17 protein-coding genes and 2 tRNA genes are annotated in these 24,018 nt (G+C 42.4%); 9 read left to right on the plus strand and 10 right to left on the minus strand.

The features are described from left to right. The first annotated feature begins 395 nt into the window (after positions 1-395). The 8 genes from ispG (at position 396) to NTW12_05195 (ending at position 9,863) form a co-directional block, all read left to right on the plus strand. Complete coding sequence (gene ispG / locus NTW12_05160) at positions 396-1,475, plus strand: flavodoxin-dependent (E)-4-hydroxy-3-methylbut-2-enyl-diphosphate synthase (protein MCX5845735.1); 1,080 nt, start codon at positions 396-398, stop codon at positions 1,473-1,475. Beyond that, positions 1,475-3,187 (plus strand): proline--tRNA ligase, encoded by a 1,713-nt coding sequence (locus NTW12_05165; protein MCX5845736.1) that lies wholly within the window; start codon positions 1,475-1,477, stop codon positions 3,185-3,187. The genes ispG and NTW12_05165 overlap by 1 nt, the downstream gene beginning before the upstream one ends. Positions 3,188-3,192: 5 nt before the next feature. Continuing rightward, positions 3,193-5,343 carry a bifunctional (p)ppGpp synthetase/guanosine-3',5'-bis(diphosphate) 3'-pyrophosphohydrolase gene (locus tag NTW12_05170; protein MCX5845737.1) on the plus strand — a complete coding sequence of 717 codons (2,151 nt, stop codon included), beginning with the start codon at positions 3,193-3,195 and terminating at the stop codon, positions 5,341-5,343. A 12-nt stretch (positions 5,344-5,355) separates the two neighbouring features. Further along, entirely contained in the window at positions 5,356-6,150 is a 795-nt protein-coding gene (locus NTW12_05175; protein ID MCX5845738.1) for an N-acetylmuramoyl-L-alanine amidase, read from the plus strand. 46 nt (positions 6,151-6,196) lie between these two features. Further along, positions 6,197-6,919 carry a ribonuclease PH gene (gene rph / locus NTW12_05180; GenBank protein MCX5845739.1) on the plus strand — a complete coding sequence of 241 codons (723 nt, stop codon included), beginning with the start codon at positions 6,197-6,199 and terminating at the stop codon, positions 6,917-6,919. After that, on the plus strand, positions 6,916-7,512 hold the full coding sequence (locus tag NTW12_05185) for an XTP/dITP diphosphatase (protein MCX5845740.1): 597 nt from the start codon (positions 6,916-6,918) through the stop codon (positions 7,510-7,512). Before rph ends, NTW12_05185 begins: the two co-directional genes overlap by 4 nt. A 24-nt stretch (positions 7,513-7,536) precedes the next feature. Next, positions 7,537-7,613, plus strand: a tRNA-Pro gene (locus NTW12_05190). 963 nt (positions 7,614-8,576) lie between these two features. Then, entirely contained in the window at positions 8,577-9,863 is a 1,287-nt protein-coding gene (locus tag NTW12_05195) for an MFS transporter (GenBank protein MCX5845741.1), read from the plus strand. A 9-nt stretch (positions 9,864-9,872) separates the two neighbouring features. Here the strand turns inward: NTW12_05195 and NTW12_05200 are convergent, their stop codons facing one another. The 10 genes from NTW12_05200 to NTW12_05245 form a co-directional block, all read right to left on the minus strand. Then, positions 9,873-11,246, minus strand: a complete 1,374-nt coding sequence (locus NTW12_05200; GenBank protein MCX5845742.1) for a phosphomannomutase/phosphoglucomutase — start codon at positions 11,244-11,246, stop codon at positions 9,873-9,875. Continuing rightward, a complete protein-coding gene (locus NTW12_05205) occupies positions 11,246-12,286 on the minus strand; it encodes an AAA family ATPase (protein MCX5845743.1) in 1,041 nt (346 codons plus the stop codon). Before NTW12_05205 ends, NTW12_05200 begins: the two co-directional genes overlap by 1 nt. Positions 12,287-12,303: 17 nt before the next feature. Then, a complete protein-coding gene (locus tag NTW12_05210; GenBank protein ID MCX5845744.1) occupies positions 12,304-14,229 on the minus strand; it encodes a GNAT family N-acetyltransferase in 1,926 nt (641 codons plus the stop codon). 259 nt (positions 14,230-14,488) lie between these two features. Further along, a complete protein-coding gene (locus tag NTW12_05215) occupies positions 14,489-15,151 on the minus strand; it encodes an HAD family hydrolase (GenBank protein ID MCX5845745.1) in 663 nt (220 codons plus the stop codon). Further along, positions 15,148-16,296, minus strand: a complete 1,149-nt coding sequence (locus NTW12_05220; GenBank protein ID MCX5845746.1) for a pyridoxal phosphate-dependent aminotransferase — start codon at positions 16,294-16,296, stop codon at positions 15,148-15,150. The genes NTW12_05215 and NTW12_05220 overlap by 4 nt, the downstream gene beginning before the upstream one ends. Before the next feature lie 129 nt (positions 16,297-16,425). Beyond that, positions 16,426-17,301, minus strand: a complete 876-nt coding sequence (locus NTW12_05225; protein MCX5845747.1) for a hypothetical protein — start codon at positions 17,299-17,301, stop codon at positions 16,426-16,428. Next, on the minus strand, positions 17,298-18,182 hold the full coding sequence (locus NTW12_05230; GenBank protein ID MCX5845748.1) for an alpha/beta fold hydrolase: 885 nt from the start codon (positions 18,180-18,182) through the stop codon (positions 17,298-17,300). Before NTW12_05230 ends, NTW12_05225 begins: the two co-directional genes overlap by 4 nt. A 221-nt stretch (positions 18,183-18,403) precedes the next feature. Continuing rightward, a tRNA-Met gene (locus NTW12_05235) sits at positions 18,404-18,480 on the minus strand. 104 nt (positions 18,481-18,584) lie between these two features. Continuing rightward, positions 18,585-20,279, minus strand: a complete 1,695-nt coding sequence (locus NTW12_05240; protein ID MCX5845749.1) for an FG-GAP-like repeat-containing protein — start codon at positions 20,277-20,279, stop codon at positions 18,585-18,587. 206 nt (positions 20,280-20,485) lie between these two features. Further along, positions 20,486-22,417 carry a GNAT family N-acetyltransferase gene (locus NTW12_05245; protein MCX5845750.1) on the minus strand — a complete coding sequence of 644 codons (1,932 nt, stop codon included), beginning with the start codon at positions 22,415-22,417 and terminating at the stop codon, positions 20,486-20,488. A 290-nt stretch (positions 22,418-22,707) separates the two neighbouring features. Here NTW12_05245 and purB point away from each other — a divergent pair, with 290 nt between their 5' ends. Beyond that, positions 22,708-24,000 (plus strand): adenylosuccinate lyase, encoded by a 1,293-nt coding sequence (purB, locus tag NTW12_05250; protein ID MCX5845751.1) that lies wholly within the window; start codon positions 22,708-22,710, stop codon positions 23,998-24,000. The last annotated feature ends 18 nt before the right edge of the window (positions 24,001-24,018 follow it).

The raw sequence follows: 24,018 nt of genomic DNA on the forward strand, positions 1-24,018 counted from the left end.
ATGAAACTCACCGCCAAAGAGACAGGGTTTCCTGGCAAAGAAGGTATCTTTACCGTGCGCCCCTGTAGGCGTGTTCACGGAAAATGCTCCGGTTCAAGCCTGTACGAAGGCAGAAGTCGTTATTAAAACGACGAAAACGTATGGGATTACCCATTGATTGCAGTCACTGCTTCGTGTTATATAAAATCACCTATGTAACGTATGACGGCATTGTAAAAAGTCCCCCTGCCTTCACAGGGGAAGGCTCCTGTTGAGTTGCGCTTCATCCTCCCACCGTATCGAGTGCGGGGCAGGCTATGCGACGTACATCCAAGTACGCCTCATTCTTCAGGGTTCGTGCGCCTTGCCTCTGGCACTTTTTACGGAAGCGTCACTTATGTTTGGGGTGTATTGTATTGGAAGCCTGTATAGAAAGAAAAAAAACGAAACCTGTTTTTCTTGGTGATCTCCAGGTCGGCGGGAATGCTCCTGTTGCGGTTCAGTCTATGACCTGCACCGATACCAGGGATGTGAGGGCAACAGTTGAGCAGATAAAAAAGCTTGAGGAAGCAGGCTGTGAGATCATCCGGGTTGCTGTTCCCGATAGAGAAGCAGCTGCTGCGCTTTCTGACATCAAGAAGCAGATCACCATTCCCCTCATTGCTGATATCCATTTTAATTATCGCCTTGCTCTTGACGCAATGCGAAATGGCGTGGAAGGAATCAGAATCAATCCAGGCAATATCGGTAAAGAAAAAATAGTAAAGATTATTGAGTTTGCGAAAGCGAGTGGAACTGTTATTCGCATAGGTATCAATGCAGGTTCTCTTGAAAAAGATTTATTGAAAAAATATGGAGGACCGACCGCCCCTGCTTTGGTCGAGAGTGCTTTAAAAAGTCATGCTTTTCTCAGAGACTCAGGTTGTGAAGCGATAAAATTATCTGTTAAATCGTCGGATGTAACCACGATGGTAGAGGCTTATCGGGAATTATCAAAGAAGACAAATTGTCCCCTTCATCTTGGTGTCACAGAGGCAGGGAGTATCGTTAATGCTGCCGTTAAATCTTCCATTGGGATGGGAATTCTTCTCTATGAAGGAATTGGTGATACAATCCGAGTATCGGTGACGGGGAATCCTGTTTCTGAAATTGGCGTGGCGTATGGGATCCTCAGGGCTATGGGTATCAGAAAAGTAGGACCGGACATCATATCCTGTCCTACATGTGGTCGTTGTGAGATAGACCTTTTCAAGCTTACACAGGAGGTTGAAGAGAAATTAACAGGTATAAAGGCATATATAAAAATTGCCTTGATGGGTTGCGTTGTAAACGGACCCGGAGAAGCCGCTGAGGCGGATGTAGGGATCGCCGGTGGTAAAGGTTATGGGCTGCTTTTTAAAAAAGGTCGTGTTATAAAAAAAATAAAGGAAACAGAATTAATGGCAGCTTTGATGAATGAAATTCATTCGATGGTTGCTGAAATTAAGGAGGGATAATGCGTTATTCGGAAATATTCTTGCCTACAATAAGAGAAGTGCCTTCAGATGCGGAAATTATCAGCCATCAACTCATGATAAGAACAGGAATGATAAGAAAGTTGACAAGCGGTATCTATACGTACCTTCCTTTAGGCTACCGGGTTATTCAAAAAGTGGAGAAGATAATACGGGAGGAGATGAACAGGGCGGGAGCCCAAGAGATCTCTATGCCGACGATTCAGCCACGTGAACTATGGGAAGAATCTGGTCGGTGGAACCACTATGGTAAAGAACTTCTGAGGTTTAGAGATCGTCATGAGAGGGAGTGCTGTTTGGGGCCGACACACGAGGAGGTTGTCACCGATCTTGTCAGGAATGAAATTAAGACGTATAGACAACTTCCTAAGAATCTCTATCAGATCCAGACGAAATTTCGTGACGAGATCCGACCGAGATTCGGTGTCATGAGATGCAGGGAATTCAGTATGAAGGACGCGTATAGTTTCGACGTAAACGAGGAAGGTGTCGATATAAGCTATAAAAAAATGTTTGACGCCTACAGTAGAATATTCCAGCGGTGTGGTCTGAAGTTCAGGGCAGTAGAGGCTGATACAGGCAGTATTGGAGGGAACTTTTCCCATGAATTCATGGTGATTGCCGATTCAGGTGAGGATGCCCTCGTCTTTTGCAGTAATTGTGAGTACGCAGCAAACCTTGAAAAGGCGGAGGTTTCTATACCCAATCGAAGAGAAATTCGAAAGGAAGATTTCCTTCCCCTTGAATTAGTCCATACACCGGATATGAAGAGCATTGAAGAAGTGTCTACATTTCTCAACGTAACTTCATCTGATGTTGTAAAAACCATGATATATAGCGCTGACAATGTGCCGGTTGCTGTTCTTGTCAGAGGGGATGAAGAAGTCAATGAAATTAAATTAAAAAACTATTTGGGGTGTGATGCCGTCGAGAAGGCGTCTGACGACATGATTTATGAAGTTACAGGAGCCCCTCGTGGATTCGCAGGGGCTGTTGGAATAAAAGCGAAAATGATTGCTGATTATTCTTTAATCAATATGGCCAATTTTGTGATGGGTGCAAATAAACCGGATTATCATGTGAAAAATGTAAATATCGGAAGGGACTTTTCCGTGGACGCCTTTGCTGATCTAAGAATAGTCAGGGAAAATGATTTATGTCCTCGCTGCGGCTCTCCTCTCAAATTTGCTCGCGGTATCGAGGTCGGGCATGTTTTTAAACTGGGTACAAAGTACAGCAAAGCAATGAAGGCCATTTACCTCGATAAGAATGGAAAGGAACAGTACATGGTAATGGGATGCTACGGCATCGGTATCGGAAGGACTGTTGCTGCCGCCATTGAACAGAATTACGATGAAAATGGTATTATATGGCCACTACCAATAGCCCCCTACCATGTGATCATTACCCCGGTTAATGTTAATGATGAACCCATTAGGAGGGTATCGGAAGATTTGTATAAGTCCCTATCGGAAAAAGGTATTGAAGTTATTCTTGATGATAGAGATGAAAGAGCAGGTGTGAAATTTAAAGATGCAGATCTCATCGGCATCCCCCTGCGCGTGACGATTGGACATAAATCACTCGCCGAGGGGAGGATAGAAATTAAAATCAGAGCATCAGGTGAGGTTAACAGTCTGACCATTGATCGGGTAGATGAGTTTATTGTCAATTATATAAATGTAGGCGTATAAAATTTGTGCTGCGTATTATAGACATACTCGATAAAACCCAATCCTATTTATCTCCGGAAGAACAGGAGATAATAGAAAAGGCGTACATCTTCTCAGCATCTGTGCATCAGGGGCAGGTACGCCTGTCAGGAGAGCCTTATCTCACCCATCCCGTGGAAGTGGCAGGAATACTGGCTGATATGAAACTCGATGCGGCTACCATTGTAACAGGCATCCTCCATGATACGGTAGAGGACACGCTGGCTACACTTAAGCAGATAAAGGAGGCATTCGGTAAAGAAATCGAATTCCTGGTTGAGGGATTAACAAAGATAAGTAGAATCACCTATGGGAGCATGGTTGAGCATCAGGCGGAAAATTTCAGGAAGATGATTCTGGCAATGTCTTCCGATATCCGGATACTTCTGGTGAGACTGGCTGACAGAACGCATAATATGAGGACTCTTGAATTTCAACCTCCGGAAAAACAGAAATTTATCGCTGAAGAAACCCTTGAATTGTATGCTCCTTTAGCGAACCGTCTTGGAATTAACTGGATAAGAATAGAATTGGAAGATCTGGCTTTCCGTTTTCTCAATCCTGAAGCTTATTATGAGCTGGACAGCCGTCTTGCAAAGAAGGAAGAGGAAAGAGAACGATATACCAAAGAAGTGAAAAATATCATCCAAACGGAGATCGATAGATTTGGACTGAAAGGTGATGTTGAAGGGAGAGCGAAGCATTTATATAGCATATACAGAAAGATGGAGGAACAGCGTTTAGACTTCGATGACATATACGACCTGATTGCCTTCAGAATCATCCTTGATACAGATAGGGAAAGTGAATGCTATGAAGCTCTCAGCGTTGTCCATTCTCTCTGGAAGCCGGTACCTGGACGTTTTAAAGACTATATTGCCATGCCGAAGGCAAATAACTATCGTGCATTGCACACGACTGTAATCGGCCCCTATGGTGAAAGGGTGGAAATTCAGATACGAAACAGGATTATGCATGAATGGGCAGAGGGAGGTATCGCCGCACACTGGCGGTATAAAGAGGGGCGATCGTTTATTAGCGATGAAGATGATCAAATAAAAAAGTTAAGAGATTTGCTGGAAGTTCAACAGGAACTTAAAAATCCCCGGGAGTTCATGTCTAATCTGAAAATGGCCCTTTTCCCGGATGAGGTATATATATTCACACCGAAAGGTGATGTAAACTCCTTTCCCAAAGGAGCAACTCCTATTGATTTTGCATACAGTATTCACACTGATGTGGGACACCAGTGTATTGGAGCGAAGGTCAACAGAAACATAGTGCCTCTCAAGTATGAAATGCAGAATGGTGATACTGTCGAGATTTTAACACAGACGGGACACCACCCCAGTAAGGATTGGTTGAAATATGCAGTAACATCGAGAGCAATATCGAAAATCAGAAACTGGGTTAAAACGGAAGAAAGAAAAAAGAGTGTCTCTCTTGGCAAGGATCTCCTGGAGAAAGAATTCAAAAAGCATCACCTTAAATTCAGTCAAATTGTCAAGTCCGAAGAAATCAAGAAAATTTACACAGAATATTCGGTAAATACAATTGAAGACTTGATGGCAATTATCGGTTATGGGAAGGTATCGGCAAAGCGGATTGTTAATCAATTTCTGCCCGAAGAGGAAGTAAAGACTGACGCGACAACCCTTATAAAGGAGAAAAAGAAGGGGGGTGCATCCGCATCCGTAGGCATTTCCTTAACGGGGATTGAGGATATTATGGTCAGATTTGCAAGATGCTGTAATCCAATTCCAGGAGACGATATTTTGGGGTATATCTCACGGGGAAGAGGAGTTACCGTTCATACGGTCAATTGCTCGTTTGTTGAAGGCCTGGATATGGAAAGAATCGTAGATGTATCGTGGAATATCAAAGAAAAGCAGACGTACCCGGTGAATATGAGGGTTGTATGCCGGGATAAGAAGGGCCTGCTCGCTGAAGTCAGTACGGTAATATCGTCTTTGGATATTAACATCAGTCACGCTGAAGTTGATACGAGGCTGGCAGACATGCAGGCAATATTAAGCTTTAAAGTGGATGTAAGTGATCTACAACAGTTCAACCAGGTATTATTTGCGATCAAAAAACTCAAAAGCGTCATTTCGGTTGAGAGGCTCAGAAAATCATAGAAAGAGGAAAATTTGAAAATAAAGCCTAACGTTTATTCATTGACAGAAAATACATATTTGCTGTATGAAACGCACACCAAAAAAACAAATAGCATGAAAGGGATAATATCAATTGGGATGAAGCTTTGGGTAGTGAGAATTTTTCTAATATTATTAATTGTGATTGTTCTTCCGCTTTACAGCGCGGTAGCCCAGCAACCTCAGAATAAACATCTGGTAATAATAGACCCTGCACATGGTGGAACGGATTTTGGTGTTAAAATATCTGATAAGGAATATGAAAAAAAGTTAACCCTTGCCATATCGTTATTAATAAAAAAAGAATTGGATAAATCTGGAAACATTCGAATACAACTGACAAGATCATCCGATGAGGATGTATCATTATCTGAAAAGAAGAAGAAAATAGTGGCATTGAAATCAGAGTTGATTGTGAGCATTCATGTTAATGCGGGTTTCGGTAAAAATTCAACTGGATACGAATTGTATTTTCCTGGATTTAAGACAGCTTCAGCAGAAAAAAGTGATTCAAAGGAAATTCTCAAGGATATGGCAAGAAACAAATATCTGAATGAATCTGTAAGGTTAGCACAATTGATACAGAAAAACATGGATAGTGTCTTTCCGAAAAAAAGTAGAGGTCTCCGGGATGCGCCCATAGCTATCCTTGAGGGCTTATCACTACCGGCAGTTATCGTAGAAATAGGTTTTGCCACGAATCCGGAAGATAGAAAAAAGATTGTAGATGGAAATATTCAAAATGAGATTGCGCTTGCGTTAAGCAAAAGCATAAAAGACTACTTTTAAAAGTTATGATGTGCGGAAATAAAGAGCAACAGGAGTCATGCAGGTTATGAGGGCTAACGGGCGCGGGTGGAATGAAATCAGAGAAGTGAAGATTACAAGGGAATATTTGAAATATCCTGAAGGGGCTGTCCTGATTGAAATGGGGAACACTAAAGTCATCTGTACAGCTACAATTGAGAATAAAGTGCCTGCGTTCTTAAAAGGGTCCGGCAAGGGCTGGCTGACAGCCGAGTACTCAATGATTCCCATGTCGACTCAAAACCGTACGCCCCGTGAATCAGCAAGAGGCAGAATAGGTGGGAGAACACATGAAATTCAGAGACTGATCGGCAGATCACTGCGCGCTGTTACTGCTTTGGACACATTTGGCGAAAAAACAATTTATATAGATTGTGATGTGATTCAGGCAGATGGCGGAACAAGAACTGCCTCAATTACAGGTGGTTTTGTTGCTTTAGTCGATCTTTTTCGAAAATTAAGACAGCAGGGAATAGTGAGCGGAATTCCAGTTGAAGATTATGTATCCGCTGTCAGTGTTGGAGTTGTAGGTAGCCAGATATGTCTCGATCTGGAATATGAGGAAGACTCAAGGGCTGCAGTAGATATGAATTTCGTAATGACAGGGAAGGGACTTTTCATAGAAATTCAGGGTACTGCGGAAGAAGTCCCCTTCAGCCGTGATGAATTTAATAAAATGACTGATATTGCTGTCCAAGGTATCGCGGAGATTACAAAAAAGCAGGTGGAGGTATTGGGAAAATTAACCTGATGCGAATCATTTTAGCTTCTCGAAACGAAGGGAAAATAAGAGAAATTAACGCTATTCTTGAAGATCTGGACATAGAGATTCTTTCTCTTAATGATTATAAAGATCTTCCCGATATCAACGAAGACGGTACGTCATTCTTTGAAAACGCTCTCAAAAAAGCAAGAATAATTTCTGAACTTACGGGTGAAATGGTCCTTGCCGACGATTCAGGATTGGAAGTGGAATGTCTCGGTGGAGAACCGGGTGTTTACTCATCAAGATATTCAGGAAATGGGGCGACAGATAGCAGCAATATTAAAAAGCTTCTTGAACGTATGGAAGGAGTATCTGTCGAAAAAAGAAGCGCTTCTTTCAGATGTGTTCTTGTTCTTTATGAGCCAGATGGAGGATATGTGTCCTTTGAGGGCAGTTTGAAAGGAATAATAAATGATAAACCAGTTGGTGCCGGAGGCTTTGGTTATGATCCGGTATTTTTTCTGCCGGAACTGGGGTTAACAGTAGCGCAGATTCCGCTGGAGATGAAGAACCGACTCAGCCACAGAGCCCGGGCTGTTGAAAAATTTAAAGAAGCATACAAGAGAAAGAGTGTATAGAGTAAAATAATTCGATAAAGAAAACGGGGCGTAGCGCAGCCCGGTAGCGCGCCTGCTTTGGGAGCAGGATGTCCCAGGTTCAAATCCTGGCGCCCCGACCAGTAAATGAGAGGAGTTAGCGAATATCGTTAACTCCTTTTCTTTTTAATCTTTTTGGCTATAATTCCCCGCCGCTTGCGGCGAATGAAATATAACTCCCCGAGATACCCCGCTGTTTGCGGCGGGGTCGTTCATTGTGAGGATTTTTCATTGACTTGCTTCTTACTGCTTTCTGATATTCTTTTGGAATATTCTCAAAGACATCACCAATCAGTTGAAAATGGCAAGCAAGAAGGAGCCTTTTTTGTAAACAGGATAATTTATTGCTTTTATGATGTGCTATGGAGAATCGGAGTAATTCACGATGATGTTGATTTATCTTTATCTTGATACCCTATCGTAAAAGTCTCCGGTGAATAGTCCCGTTCTGCTATTTGTTCACAGGATTGACAATATTTTCTTGCAGGTATCTTTCCAGTCCAGAATATCATCTTTTTATGGTTAACCTTGCACCTGGGGCATATACAGGGTGTTAATTTTTGTCGAGTAGGTGTCCAATTATTATTTTTATTACTGCTACCCATTTTCCCCAATTCCTTTCTCATAAGCAATCGCCATGTATCATGATAATTCCGGTATCTCTGCTACCAACATTGAACAGTATATTACTGCTCTATAAGACAAATAGAGTACACGGCAAGGTGATGAGGTAATTACGTATCAGCTCTTTTAGGAATATGTCAACGTTCCTTCTTCATAATATTTCTTATGTGTTTTAATAGGTAAAACCATATATTTTTATCCGGTTATCTTCTATTAACCTTTCATACATTTACTTTCATTAGCGTCGATGGAGCATTTTAATATCTTTTCTCATTATATATAGACGTACCTAAAAAAAATTTTCTGATACAGTAAATCTGATACTCCTTGCGTGATTGGTCTTGTGAGACACATTCATCGTCATGTAACAAATTGCTTTTTGGCAATCCCCGTGCTAAAAGCTTCAAGAATGTAAATTGTTTGTGAGTAGTGAAGTATTTTTTTATGCTGATAATTCAGTATACAATTTTAGCACCTTAATGAACACTTCGTCCCTGGATAAATATGGTTGTTACGCCCTCCTCTTGCTTCTTAGTGTTAATTTCTTAAATTATATCGACAGGCAGATTTTATATGCCGTATTTCCACTTATCAAAGACGATTTCGGACTGACGGATACTTCACTCGGCTTTCTGGGCAGTGCCTTCATGCTTTGTTATATGGTATCGGCTCCCGTACTCGGGTGGCTGGGAGACCGTATAAGCCGTGTGAAACTTGCCTCTGCCGGGTTGGTTGTCTGGAGTGTGGCCACGTCACTTACGGGCATTGCTTCCCGCTATCATACGCTTCTTTTAGCAAGAGTATCGGTCGGGATAGGCGAAGCAAGCTTCAGTACGGTATCTCCGGGCCTTCTGGCCGACTACTTTCCAAAAGAGAAACGAGGACGAGTACTTTCACTTTTTTATCTTGCAATTCCTGTCGGGAGTGCATTTGGCTATATTTTAGGTGGAATTCTTGGGCAAAAATTTGGCTGGCAAACAGCATTCCTTATGGTCGGAGTACCCGGAGTTCTTCTGGCTATTCCTTTATGGTTTCTTAACGAACCAAAACGCGGCGGCAGTGAAGGAAAAGTTACGGGAGACTTGATGCAGTCAGGAGGCTACAGTTCTCTGTTTTCAAATCGTCCCTTTATTATCAATACCCTGGCTATGACGGCAATGACATTTGCGATGGGAGGTCTGGCACAGTGGGTTCCTACGTATCTCTACCGCATTCATGAACTCGATTTGGTTACTGCGAATACTTATTTTGGCTGTATCACGGTACTTGCAGGGATAACCGGTACTCTGATTGGCGGTTGGCTGGGAGATTATTTTCAGAGAAAGACCCCGAAGGGGTACCTCTTAGTGTCCGGTTGGGGTTTTCTATTTGGGGCTCCAATGGCAGCTTATGCCCTCGTTACACCGACACTGAGCAATTGCCTTGCGGCAATATTTTTTGCCGAATTTTTCCTGTTTTTAAATACCGGTCCACTCAATACTGTCATAGTGAACGTGACGCATCCAGACGTACGAGCCAGGGCCTTTGCAGTAAACATTTTTATCATTCATGCCCTTGGAGACGCCTTCTCACCCACCGTATTGGGGTGGTTGTCAGACCTCTGGGGGCTCAGGTATTCTCTCCTCATCACCCCTATTGCTATCATCGTAGCGTCTTTTTTCTGTTTTTTATGCGGCCGCTTTATTGGAAAGGATAATACGAAGATATGAGCAGCGTAGCTATTGCAGGCGCCTTTTCATTATATCGTAAAGAACGTTCTCAATTAATTTTCTTATGATGTGTAAACGTTCCTCTGTCGAGGCCTCAAAGCGCAGAACTAAAACGGGCTGGGTATTGGATGAACGTACGAGACCCCATCCATCACCGAAGGGGATTCTTACACCGTCGATATCGATAATTCTATAGTTTTTCCTGAAATAATTTTTGATCTCTTCAACCACCTTAAATTTAATATGGTCTGGACAGTCTACCTTAATCTCAGGAGTGCTGAAGGTCGGAGGAACATCGGAAAGGATTTCACTGATTTTTTTACCTGAAGCGGATAGGATTTCCAGCAATCTTAGAGAAGCATAGATGGCATCGTCATAACCGAAATACCGGTCTGCAAAGAACATATGACCACTCATTTCACCTGCGAGAAGGGCTTTTTCCTCTTTCATTTTGCTCTTGATCAAAGAGTGGCCGGCTTTCCACATGATTGGTCTACCGCCATGTTTTTCAATATCGTCATAAAGCTTTTGCGAGCACTTAACCTCACCGATAATGGCTGCACCAGGCGTTTTCTGAAGGATAAATCTGGAAAAAAATAAGAGGAGTTCATCTCCCCAGAGGATATCACCCCGGTCGGTTATTACACCGATTCGATCCGCATCGCCATCGTAAGCAATGCCTATATCGGCTTTCTTCTCTTTAACGAGGCCAATCAATTCAGTGAGATTTTCGGGAATAGTCGGATCCGGGAAATGGTTAGGGAAGCGGCCATCCGGGTCGCAGTAAATATCAGTAACATGACAACCAAATCGTTTAAAAAGAGGGAGCGCAAAAATACCTCCCACACCATTTCCAGCGTCTACAACGATATTCAACCCTTCATTTATCTCAATGTTGTTAAACAAATAATCTTTATACGGTTTTGAAATGTCCGCGAAGCGGGAAGATCCTTTTCCGGCTAAATACTTGCCGCTTTCCATGATTTTCCTCAGCTCTTGAATATCCAGGCCATAGATGGTATCAGGCCCCACACATATCTTAAAACCGTTGAATTCGGGAGGATTATGACTTCCTGTCACCATCACACCGCCGTCTGCGTTAAAATGTCTTATGGAAAAATAAAGCATTGGGGTGGCGCACAGACCGACATTAATGATATTTATCCCCGTTGAATTAATGCCTTTTCCGATTGAGTTGCAGTATTCGGGAGAACTGAGTCGGCAATCCATGCCAAAAGTCATGGTCTTAACTCCGCGAGGAATCGCGTAAGTTCCGATCGATCTTCCAAGATTGTAAACAAAGTCAAAGTTAAAATCTTTGTCAACGATGCCCCGGATGTCATACTCTCTGAAAACTTCAGGGTTTATTACAGTGCCGATCATTATGAACCGGAAAACTCCTTCAAGTCGACATGCTTTTTAATCATTTCTTCAATGAGAAGCATCTTTTCGGTATCATCTTTCTGGAGTAAAGGTTCAATGCAATCGACCTGTTTTGCAATCTGGTATGTATCCGGCGATACAAGAAGAAGAGGGATTTTGAGAGCTGATGCTTTTGAGATGAGGTCCGGGGAAGGTTCGATATTACATGTGAGTATAATAGCCGCTGTACTGCTTTCCAGAGCGGCCGAAATCATATCATTGCGGTCACCACTGGTAATAACGACTTTGTTTTCTTCATGAAAGATAGGACTTTGTACTGCGGCACGGGCGGACATGGAGCCTATGATAATATTCTTTACCGGGCGATTCAGAAATGATTCACCCGTTATAATTCTTGCAAACAGACGGTCAGCCAGGAAATTTACGGTAAAGTGGGACAATTCCTCATAATACGGGATTACCCCGAGTACTTTAATATTTAACTGTTCTATCTTGGGAAGGTGGACATTGTTGAAGTCTTCCAGGTTAGGTACTTTATTAATAATAATTCCTTTGAAATTGACTGTACCAAAATTAACGTGGTTTTTTAAAAAGATGATGTCGTCGATGATTGTTTCTTCTTTTCCGCTGATCACAACCAATAGTTCGGCAGCTAATGATTTTGCTAAAGATATGGCATCAAGGTGGACAGAAATACCGTACGGTATTTCCTTTCCGCCTTCGATAAACAAGATATCCTTATCTTTGCCGGCGCTTTCTTGCAGCTCAAGAACCTTTTGTGTTATGGTTTCTTTGTCAAATATATAGAGAAGCTTGGCATGATCAAAGCCGATACTCATTTCCGCTGGGTCTTCCCCCAGACCGAATATGCTATTAATCAGTGCGGTATCATAATCCCACAGTCTTTTTTTACGATAGAGCAGCCTGTCTCCAAAAGGTTTTATATAGCCGAATTTTTTTTGTAATGCCTTTGACAAACCGATTATTATACTTGTTTTGCCTGCATTTTGGTGCGTGGATGTTATTACCAGCCTGTGCATTATCATACCTCTCCGTTTTATAATTCTCGTCTGCTCTCAGGAGTCTTAAAAGCCATTTTCAAATGATACACGCCAACCTCTGTTTGCCTTGTGATGTCAAATCCGCCCTGCTCAAATACCTGGAGCATGGGTTTGTTTTCAACAAGAACTTCAGCCGTAAAGCCAAGTAAACCTTCTCTCTTTGCAAGATAGGTCATGTAGGATAATATTTCACTCCCGATGCCTCTGTTTTGATAATCATCCCTTACGGCAACGGCAACTTCCGCCGTGTGTGTGGCTTCGTCAACACCATACTGGCCCAGCCCCACGATGATTTCATTTTCCTGACTTCCGACAATCGCCAAGATGGAAATTTCTTTTGTATAGTCAATAATAACAAAATCCTGTAAACGTTCGTGGGGTATGTCCGTCCGCCACGACATAAATCTACGGTGAAGGCTTCTGTCTGACAGAGCATAGAAAAAATCTTTCAACAAGGGTTCATCCGTAATTTTAACGGGCCTCAAAAAGAGTTGAAATCCTGTCTTTGAAGTTCTGTATGTTTCCAAAGTTTCAGGGTATCTGCCTCTCTCGCCGGGTATATATGCCTGATCCTGATAAATCAGCCCTCTCTTTTTCGCCTCTTCAATCAGCCAGGGACGGAATTTTGGATGAGCAATGGAGATCAATGCCATGGCCCGCTCCCGGATATTTTTCCCGTGCAGATATGCGATTCCGTGCTCGGTAACAACATAACGGACATCAGCTCGATTGAGGGTAACGCCGGCTGATGCGCTCAGGGTCGGCACAATTCTGGATAAGGTCTCATTTACCGCTGTTGATTTCATTGCCAGGATCGTTTTGCCGTTTCTTGCAAGGAGCGCTCCTCTCATGAAGTCATGAAAACCGCCTATCCCGCTGTAAAACATGCTGCCTATCGATTCCGATGTGGCTTGTCCGGTAAGATCGATTTCAAGGGCGCTGTTAATAGCGACGATGTTGTCATTTCGGGCGATAATCATTGGATTGTTTGTGTAATCTACGGTTCGGAATATAATAGAGGGGTTGTCATGAATATATTGGTACGTTTCACTTTTAGCCATGCAGAAGGTGGCTACCGTTTTTCCACGGTTCAAGGTTTTTTTTGAGTTGTCTATTACACCAGCCTTGATTAAGTTTACAATACCCTCGGTCAGAAGCTCCGTGTGAATGCCTAAATTCTTTTTATTATAGAGATGAGCCATAATGGCATTGGGGATACTCCCATATCCTACCTGCAGCGTGTCAGCGTCCTGAATAAGACGCGAAACATAAATTCCTATCCGCTGCAACGATAGTGTCTTCTCTTCAGAAAATGATCTCTGGATTTCAAGGAGTGGCGCGTCATGGGGTATAATGAAATTCACATCTTTAATATGTATAAAGCCGTCCCCATGAGTTCGAGGCATATAAGAGTTGACCTGGGCGATAACCAGAGAGGCTTTTTCCGTTGCTGTCTTGACCATGTCGACACTGACGCCGAGGCTCAGAAATCCATGCTCATCGGGAAAACTGGTCTGAATGAGCGCTATGTCTATGGGCACAATACCGCTGTTGATCAATGCCGGAATGTCTGAAAGAGATATAGGGGTGTAGTCTGCCGCTCCCTTATTGACGTTTTCTCTTGTATTATTGCCGATGAAAAAGGAATTATGGCGAAAATTGCTCTTGAACTTTTCATGAGTGTAGGGAGCTATGCCAAGAGAGTAGATTTGTATGATCTCCGCATCAAAAAAAGCCTTGGGGTTGGATTCCACATATTTTGTCATGGCGCTTATGAGATACTGCGGTTCACCGCAACCTGATGTGACGAATATATGTTGACCGCGACGAATATGTTTGAATATCTCGTTCTCACTGGCAAACTTTTCCGGATAAATCTTTTTCCATTCTTCAAGCGACGTCGCACTATTTGCAAAACTCATAAAGGTCCAACCTTTTTATGTAAAGAAGAGGTCTTTTCCGATAAAGGAATGTAATATTTTTAACGTCTCAAACTAATCGATAAGTTATATCTCTGTCAAGAAAAGAATGCCGGAAGAGTATAAAACCAAGAATTTTTCTCATGATTTATGTTCATCTCCGAAAAAGTTAATAGCATCTTCAGGATTAGCTGTCAGTTGAAAGCTTTCAGCTGAATCCTTTCTTGCAACTAAATGGGAGAAGAACCAAAAATACAGATACTTATAGCAGAACGCCGATAATATCTGCTGCTTTGTTAACAATAAGATCTGCCCCCGCATTTAACAGGTCGCTTGTTGTTGAATATCCTGATAAGACACCTACTGTGAATGTACCTGCATCTTTCCCCATTTTGATATCCATAGGATGATCACCGACCATGTATGTGAATTCCGGCGCCGCATCAAGTGATTGTAAGGCTGTCATGAGGTGATCAGGGTGGGGTTTGACGTTGTTGGTGAGTTCTCTTGTTATGACAGTATCGCAATATTCGAGGATATCAGGGAACACCCGCATGACTGCCGATTTACAGTTTCTGGTTACAACTCCCGCTTTAATGTTACATTTTTTCAGCTCGATGAGCATATCTCGTGTACCGTCTATGAGTTCCCCTTTGCTTGCCGCTTCGATTTCGATATGTGCAATCAAGTTACTCGCTTGCTGAAAAAAGAAAGTTTCTTTTCCAGGATGTTTACGGGAAATTAATGTCTTCCCTGCATTGATCATCTCGAGAACGAATAGATCACTGAGTCCGTCCAGGGGGATCTGGTAAGATTCGATGAGACTAATAACAGACTTTCTCATCTGGGGGAAATTGATATTCAGTTTTGCCAATGTACCGTCGAAGTCAAAAACGATGGCTCTTATCGATATTCCAACTTTCAAACTTTGTACGTTTCCTTTAGATATTTTTCAATACGATTTATGCCTTCCTCGATGTTTTCAAGTGAATTAGCGTATGAAAATCTCAAATACCCTTCACAGTTTTTACCAAAGTCAATACCCGGAGTTACACCAACCCTGGCCTTTTCGAGAATCTCAAAGGCCATTTTATATGAGTCATTGGAAAACGACTTAATATTTCCGAGGACGTAAAACGCACCGGTGGGCTCCACTTTGATACCTAGCCCTATTTCGCGAAGTCGTTTGATTAAAAACATTCTCCTTTCATTATAAATGTTTCTCATACGGATTACTTCACCGCCCGCTTCCCGCAGGGCAGTTACACCACCCCATTGAACGAATGAATTGGCAGATATGAAAAGGTTCTGCAACAACTTCTGCATTGGCCTGATAGTGTATTTTGGTGCGATTAAATATCCAAGCCGCCATCCTGTCATTGCGTATGTTTTTGAAAAGCCATTGAATACAAAGGCGTTGTCTGTAAACTCAAGAATACTGTGTGCCTTATCTTCGTAAACAAGACCGTGGTATATTTCATCGGAGATTACGGGTACGTCCAGAGATGCAATTTCTGCCATTCTTTCTGCACTGAGAAGGTTGCCTGTCGGATTGGAGGGTGAGTTGATCATAATACCTTTTGTACGCTTGGTTATTTTCTCCTTTATTGCCTCTGAAGTATATTGGAAACCTTCATCTTCATAAACGTTTACGCTAACAGGGATTCCTTCATAGAATCTTATAAAGTTGGGATAACAGGCATAATGGGGGTCTGAAATGATGACCTCGTCACCCCTTTCGAGTATTGCAGCGAAGAGAATCAACATAGCGGGAGAGGTACCGGAAGTAACCAAAACTTGATCCGGTGAAATAGTCACATTATATTGATCAAAGTAGTGTTCACAGATTGCCTCTCTCAGTTCGAGAAGTCCGAGACTGTTTGTATAATGGGTTTTCCCATCTCGCATCGCTCGGCAACACGCTTCCCTGATGCACTCCGGGGTATCAAAATCCGGCTCACCGACTTCAAGATGAATGATATCTTCTCCTCTCCTTTGCATCTCCTGGGCTTTTTCAAGGACGTCCATGACGATAAAAGGAGGAATTTCTGATGCTCTTTTCGTAATCATAGAATTATGGAAATAACCTCGCTTATATAAACATTTTTGAAGCTCAACCCACAGAGAGGAAAACTTCAGATATGCATCGTAAGTAACTGCATGATTGTGCCTTGTCAATAAAAAAAATTAATCCTCAGGCTATTTTTGATGACCTGTTAAGTATTCAGGCCCAAGGGTTCTTTTTATGATTCTTTTTTTATGCAAATCAGGAATTTCGAAATTAAGGACGATTTTCAGGAAGTTTACAATGATAGTGAAGGTAGCCCCCCAGAGGATCTCTTCTTTGCCCTGATTGTCACGGGTGATAAGGCAGGGGAATTCTCTTGGATTCTGTTTATTTGTATTTAACTGGTTGGAAGTCTCAATATGATAAAGCCCGTAGTTACTTTCATCGAAAAAATTCATCAGGGGAATTTCTACAATAGTGTCAACCTCTTGATTGGGATGGAAATGCCATTCCCTTTTTACAAAACCTACAAGGGGGAAGATCGTCCGCCTAAACAAATGGAGTGAGTAAGAGGGAAGGGGACCTAAAAAAAGAATCTCCCAAGGTCTCAGCCCAGTTTCTTCCCAAGCTTCCCTCAGGGCATTGGTCAGAAAAAGGGTAATTATCCTGGAGGTGTCGATTTCCCTCATCTGAACGTATTTCAGCGCGTCACCCTGCAAAGGTGAGATGAGTCTGCTCGTAATGAAAGGCCTTAGGAGGGGATCTAAAAAATTGTGTAACAAACCACCGGGGCAACTGAGGTCACCGGGTTGTGTTACTTTTGAGGAACGTTTAATGAGCTGGAAAAAGAATTCACCTTTATTATTATTTCCCGGCATTGATTCAATGCTTTTGAAATATAAAAGCAGAAAAACACCTGCAGCAAAATGAACATTCTCAGTTTTACGGGTCGTTTGAACAAAACGCATCTTTTCCGTATAATCAATGGAACACCTACCGAGACTTTTTACGACTAATGTGAGAAACTGATCCTTGTTCGACAGACATTCGGTATCTATGGCACTCATCCTGTTTTTTCCAACCGGGAAAATATTTGCTCAATTATCCTTTCATACCAGCATTCGAAAGGGAAAAAATCGATGAATCCGCAATGTCCTCCGTAGGTCTGAAGAGAAAGCCGCAGATAGCTGTTTTCCTTTAACCCATAAACGTCATGAATTGGCACTATCGGGTCATCTTCAGAGGCAATGATGGTAACAGGTATGGAAAGATCGTCAAACACATTGTCCCGTAAAGTATATTGATTAAAGTATTCCCTGTAATTGCGAAACTCCGGATAGTAAGGCATGATAGCCTCTGTAAGGTCCATACACGTTTTTATTTTCATGATATCAGAAAAATCATATTTTTCAGGGAAAAGCGACTGCTTTTTTATTAAAGATCTTTTCCATTTATTAAGAAAGTAATATCGATAGATGGGAAGAATTTCATCGATGGATAACGTGGCTTTATAGGGATCCAGGGCAGGACTGATGGCGATGATATGCTTAAGATTTGGGATTTTTGATACAGAGTGTTTGAGTGCTATGCGAAGCGCATAATTTCCACCGAGGGAAAAGCCAATGACGTAATATGGCTTGTCATTGGATAAACGAGAGATAGTGCGAACGGCATTAAATGTCTCGTCTATGAGAGCTCCATGAAAAAGACCTTCATTGAGATGATGAGAGTTACCATGGTCTCTCAGGTTAAGACGGAATATATCATAACCTTTATCGTAAAAATATTTTCCCGTGGACACGACGTATGTCGAATCAGAACTCCCTTCCCATCCATGAAGCAATGTGATGAGGCCTCTTCCATTTTTTAAAGGTTGTGTGGAGTAATATCCGAGAAGACGGACGCCATCTTCTGCATCAATTATCATTTCTCTTGCGAGGTCAACCATAGGATGTCTACCCCGGTATCGCATTTTTAAGCTGCCCAAAATCGTCTGCAAGTGAGGATTTTCGGCCCAGGGTTTGGGAATAAATTTATCCTGCATGTGCAATTGATCGATTATGCATGGAGATTCTGATTTTAATATAAAGTTTCAGACCCACTTTGAGACGCTTTTAGTGTGGATACACAAAAGCCTGGGTGAATACCAGGCTTTTAAAGAGTTTCAAATGGTGGCGGTGCGTGGAATCGAACCACGGACACTACGGATATGAGCCGTATGCTCTAACCGTCTGAGCTACACCGCCACGGCTTAATTAAAGTAAAAGATATTTAGAGATCATCCATTTTCGTTTAACGCAGAATCATTGTTGGGATTAATATATAAAACGAACATAATTGTCAACCCCTGTTAAGGATTCTGTTGAGGGATCATCTTATAAGAGACAATGACGCTTTTATCTGAAACGGATGCGCCCGTAGACAAAATGAGGGCAAGTACAATCTCATTTTGCCCATCGTTATCGATGTCCTTAAATTGATAATCAGCTACATATCCGTTGATCTTTCTCGTTTTCCAGTTTTCGACAAGACCAAGACCATCCCATTCGAGATTGTACACCTCGCTAGATGTGAAAAGTTTTATATTTTTGAAAAGTCTTGCAGTCGAAGATAAATTTTTCACGATAATGACTTCTTTTTTGCCATCTTTGTTGGTATCGAATGTTAAAATTCTTAAATTAATATAGGTATATTTATCTTCCGCATCTATTTTAAGATCGGTATTTTCGACAGCGGTGTTGCTTCCCCCATAAACATCATCACTCTTCCAGATACGTTCATCATTTCCTCCAAATGTCTGGAGCCTTGCGAGCGGTTTGTCTGTTTGTTCGTATAGGTTAAGGTAATCATAGTCATCGAGAGCTATGATTTTTTCACCTCCAGAGGTTCCCAAATTGTCTATGGTGAGACCATAGACAGAGAGCCCTTCAGGGATTTTCATTTTCTTGCCCGCTTTGTATTGTCCATCTTCCCAAACTATCTCATAGATAGGGTTACTAAAAGGTTTGTCAAAGCCACGCCGTTGACCTAACAGCAGCGGCCCTGAAGCAGTATCGATAATCCGCAAAAACCAGGGCAGCTTTGAAGCAATCTTGACAAATTTCCCATCCTTGTATTCGAGGACAAAGGATTCGACGGTGTTTCTTACTAAGCTGGTAACGATGATTTCTTTAATGCCGTTTTTATTGATATCGGCCACATCTACGGCTATATATTTCTCATGAGATCTTCCCGGTATTTTGTAAATAAGATTAAAATCACTATCTTTTTTTTGATATACCATGACATTATGACTATCGATAATGACAACCTTATTTAAACCATCACCCGTCACATCTCCAATATCCATACCCGTAAACTCGATGGGGAATTTCTGGCTCATCCAGAAACCTTTTCTATCGAGGGGCCTTGCGGCATTTATGAAGTCAGGATTAATGATAGAGGTAAAGGTTCCTCTTTTGCTTGTTTTCATTCCCGCAATCATTTCTGATTCACGGACATTTTGCGGGGTCTGCTGTTGTGATGCTGCGGCTTGTGGAGGCGCAGACGCTGATGTAAACGTTGAGGGCACCATACCAAGAATATGATTGTCGATGTTACGGGCAAAGTCATTAATCTTTAGTATAACCTCATCCATGCCCTGAGTCTGAGTAAAGATAGTTACTGTTGATTTATTTGCGGCTATGTCGATAAGCTTCCCATCAATGCTCATACTGTTGCCAATCTTAGTAATGCTTCCGAACACAACAAAATCGACATTCATCTTTTTCCCAAGGCTGTAAACGTCTGCGAGGGCAAGATCTTTCCCCTCCTTTTCTTTCATGGCCTGAATGACAATTTCCTTACTGAGAACCTCAATCTTTTCAATGACGGTTATTCGGGAAGACAGCATATCCCATATACCTTGTCTTACATAGTCGATATTTTCAGCACTATGGACGGTAAAAGGAAGGACAGCGACCGTTTTTTCTCCCTTTGCCTCAAGCGAACCGGATACTGCAAACAAAAGAAGGAGGCTTATTGCCAATTTTATAATGTTTTTCATATTGTTTCTCCTGATTGACGGGGAACGTATTCGAAAACGCGCCCTATACCACTATCTTGATTTCTAAAAAACCCCTTTTTAAGCTGAGGACTTTGATAAGTTGCATCTACTAACATTTAAGTGTGATTAATTCAAGCATCGTTTCTTTAATACGAGCATCATTATTAATTTTCACAAAAAAGGATTCCTTCACTCCCATAATCATACTATTTGGAGTTTCTTATTCGCTCGTTATCAATTATTTTTTTTGTAGTCAAATCGGTTACTGATTCAGGGTGCTCAGAAAACGGGATTGTAAGATGGTAAACTCCAGATTCAACGATAGCCTGGATTGGATAGCCCAATTTTTCATAGACTTTCATCATGGCCTTGTTGTCGGCAAGGACGTCAGCGGTAAAGCCTTTAATGCTCTGTTCGCGTGCAGAAGTAATAAGCATGTCGAGGATGAACTTCGCAATGCCTCTTCCCTGATATTTTTCGTCAACGACGAAGGCGGTGTCGGCAAAGGGACGATCCTGGAGGAGAACATAACGTCCCTCTGCAATGAGGCGCTCAATTCCTCCTTCCCTGATAAGACCGACTATGGACATACGGCGTCTGTAATCCACATTGACATATTCCTGCATTTTGACATGGGGCATGACTTTTATGGGAGTGAAATAGCGGTAAAAAACCGCTTTATCGGAAAATCTATAGAATAACCTGCGCATTTCCTCTTCATCTGAAGGCTTTATTGCACGGAAGTGGACGCTCAGTCCATCCTTGAAAATGTGGGTGCAGGCAATCCTGTCCGGATAGAGCTGTCCCGATTCTTCTAAATAGATCTGATCAGGGTAGAGTATATTCGCCGCTATGGCCTTCCGGACAAGCTCGGCTCGGTCGTCGGGATGAGAAATTTCGATCAATGCCTGTGCTCGTTCACGTACTGTTCTGCCGAACATGGATGCAATGCCGTACTCCGTGATAATCAGATCTAAGGATTCACGATTTGTGAACTGGTTCGGGAAATCATCTGCAGAAAGGAGGATGTTAGACTCTCCCTGCAGATTCCGGCTTGGAAGGGCGAAGATTGTCCTTCCGCCACGCGAGTGTTCCGCGCCTGCGAAGAACTCCTGGGCTTGGCCCGGTCCCGGCGTTACATTACCTTTACCAATGGGAAGGGCAATGCCTCCCGTAAGGTCAACTTTTCTTGCAGGAAGAATGGCAATCATCTTGTTATTCAAGCTGATCCGCATATGATCGGAAACAACATCGATGCTTTGAAATTCAATAAGCGGGTTGCGATGCAGCCATTTCATAAGCTCCGGCGTCCCCTGAGCATAGGCGGTGAGGGATTTATCATGAAAATGCCCCTTTTTTTTGTTAGTCACTGCACCGCATTCAACAAGATCCATGAGAGGATCGGTGAAGAAAAAGGTGTGGACGCCAAGATCGCGTTTGTGAGAGAGGTGTTTTCCCAGGGCCTCAAACAGTGCGCCGGAATAAAATGAGATACAACTTCCGTCTTCAATCACTGAGGCTACATTGGCAGCAACTTTATCAATGACGTCGTCATAAGGCCATCGAGGAAAATAAATAGGCGGTTCGGTTGCATAGATCATGAAGTCGAAATCATTTACATGAACGAATGTGTTCCCCTGGGTACGGGGAACCTTATCATTAATTTCGCCCACGACGATTGATGCTCGATCAATGGCATGTTTTGCTACGTCCACCGAGACACCCAAACTGGAATAGCCTCTTTCATCAGGCGGTGTGATTTGAACAAAAGCTACATCGACACGGATAGCCCCGGATTGAAAGAGTTTCGGTATTCGTGAAAAGCGGCACGGGATCATATCCACGGAGCCTGACATGATCGCTTTACTCGCGGCCCAACCGCCAAAAAAGGTTTTCAACCTGTATTTCTGGGCGGTTGTTGTGCTGCTGAAGGCTATCGCTTCTCCGAGGCTGACAATCTGAACCAGCTCGAGATCGGTAAGGTTTGAAAGATTGGATGATGTCAGATGTTTTACAAGAGTTCTCGGTTCGGCTACTCCTGTCCCAAGGAAAATGCTCATGCCCGGTTTGATTTTCATCAACACTTCATCAGGCAAAACCACCTTTTCTTTCCATTTTGAATTGTCCTCGATGATCATGAAAATAGTTCCTCTTTAAAAAAGATATTTCCCTTAGCCATGTCACTCCCGCGGAGGCGGGAGTCCATAACTATTATATATTACTGGATTCACGCATTCGCAGGAATGACAATTTGAGACGGAACCTGATTTTTTTTACGAAACCGTCATATTGGTTTAAAACATATTTATTATACGATATATACTTTAATTTGGATAGTTTTTTTGATTTCTTTTTCTCGAGATTTGTTCTATATTTCGACGCAATGAAATTAATATAAACATGGAACAAAGATGTCAGGAGGAATAAAGTGATCCCTCGATATTCAAGAGAAAAAATGAGCGCCATATGGAGCCCTGAAAACAGATATCAGAAATGGCTGGATATTGAAATCTTAGCATGTGAAGCCATGGCGCAAATGGGCAAAATTCCTGAATATTCTCTTAAGAATATAAAAGAAAAGGCTGCATTTGATGTAGCGAGAATTGAAGAGATAGAAAAGACGACTAAACACGATGTTATTGCTTTTTTGACCTCGGTAACGGAAAGGGTAGGGGAAGATGGTAGATTTATTCACATGGGCCTTACATCATCGGATATTCTGGACACATCACTTGCTGTTCTTCTTAAAGAAGCATCTGATATTCTCATCGATGATGTAAACCAGCTTCTCTTAGTACTGAGAAATAAGGCAGCAGAGCATAGAGATACCTTGATGATAGGGAGGTCTCATGGAATTCACGCTGAGCCGATAACATTCGGTCTGAAAATGGCGCTCTGGTACCAGGAAATGGAGAGAAATCTGACGCGTATGATCCGGGCAAAAGAGACCATCAGCTATGGCAAGATATCCGGGGCTGTTGGGACTTTCTCCTTCATCGATCCCTCCGTTGAAGAATATGTCTGTCACAAAATGGGTCTTAAGCCTGCACCGGTATCATCCCAGATAGTCCAGAGAGACAGGCACGCCGAATTTTTTACCACTTTGGCTATCATTGCATCTTCTCTCGATAAATTTTCTCAGGAGATCAGATTACTTCAAAGAACGGAGGTCAGAGAGGCAGAAGAGTACTTTACACCCGGACAGAAAGGGTCATCGGCGATGCCCCATAAACGAAATCCTGTTCTGTCGGAAAACCTCTCCGGGCTTGCACGGTTGATGAGATCATATGCCCTGGCTTCCCTGGAAGACATAGCGCTCTGGCATGAGAGGGATATAAGCCACTCCTCCGTTGAGAGGGTTATCGCTCCAGACGCCACGATTCTCCTTGATTTCATGTTGAACAGATTTGCCGGCCTGATAGACAAACTCGTCGTTTATCCCGACAGGATGCTTGCCAATCTCAATATGACCAGAGGGGTCATTTTTTCACAAATGGTGCTGTTGAAGCTTATTGATAAAGGGATGTCCAGGGAAAATGCCTATGCTGTCGTTCAGGAAAATGCCATGAAATCATGGCAGGAGGACAGTGATTTTAAGCGGTTGCTTTTGGAAGATGATGAAGTGATGTCCTATCTGAACACAGAAGACATTAATACAGTTTTCAGAATCGAGAATTTTTTGGGACATATAGGATTAATTTTTAACAGGGTGTTTGGTTAATCTCATAAAGAGTCATAA

This window comes from Deltaproteobacteria bacterium (genome assembly GCA_026388545.1).
In the GTDB taxonomy this organism is placed as follows: Bacteria; Desulfobacterota; Syntrophia; order Syntrophales; family UBA2185; genus JAPLJS01.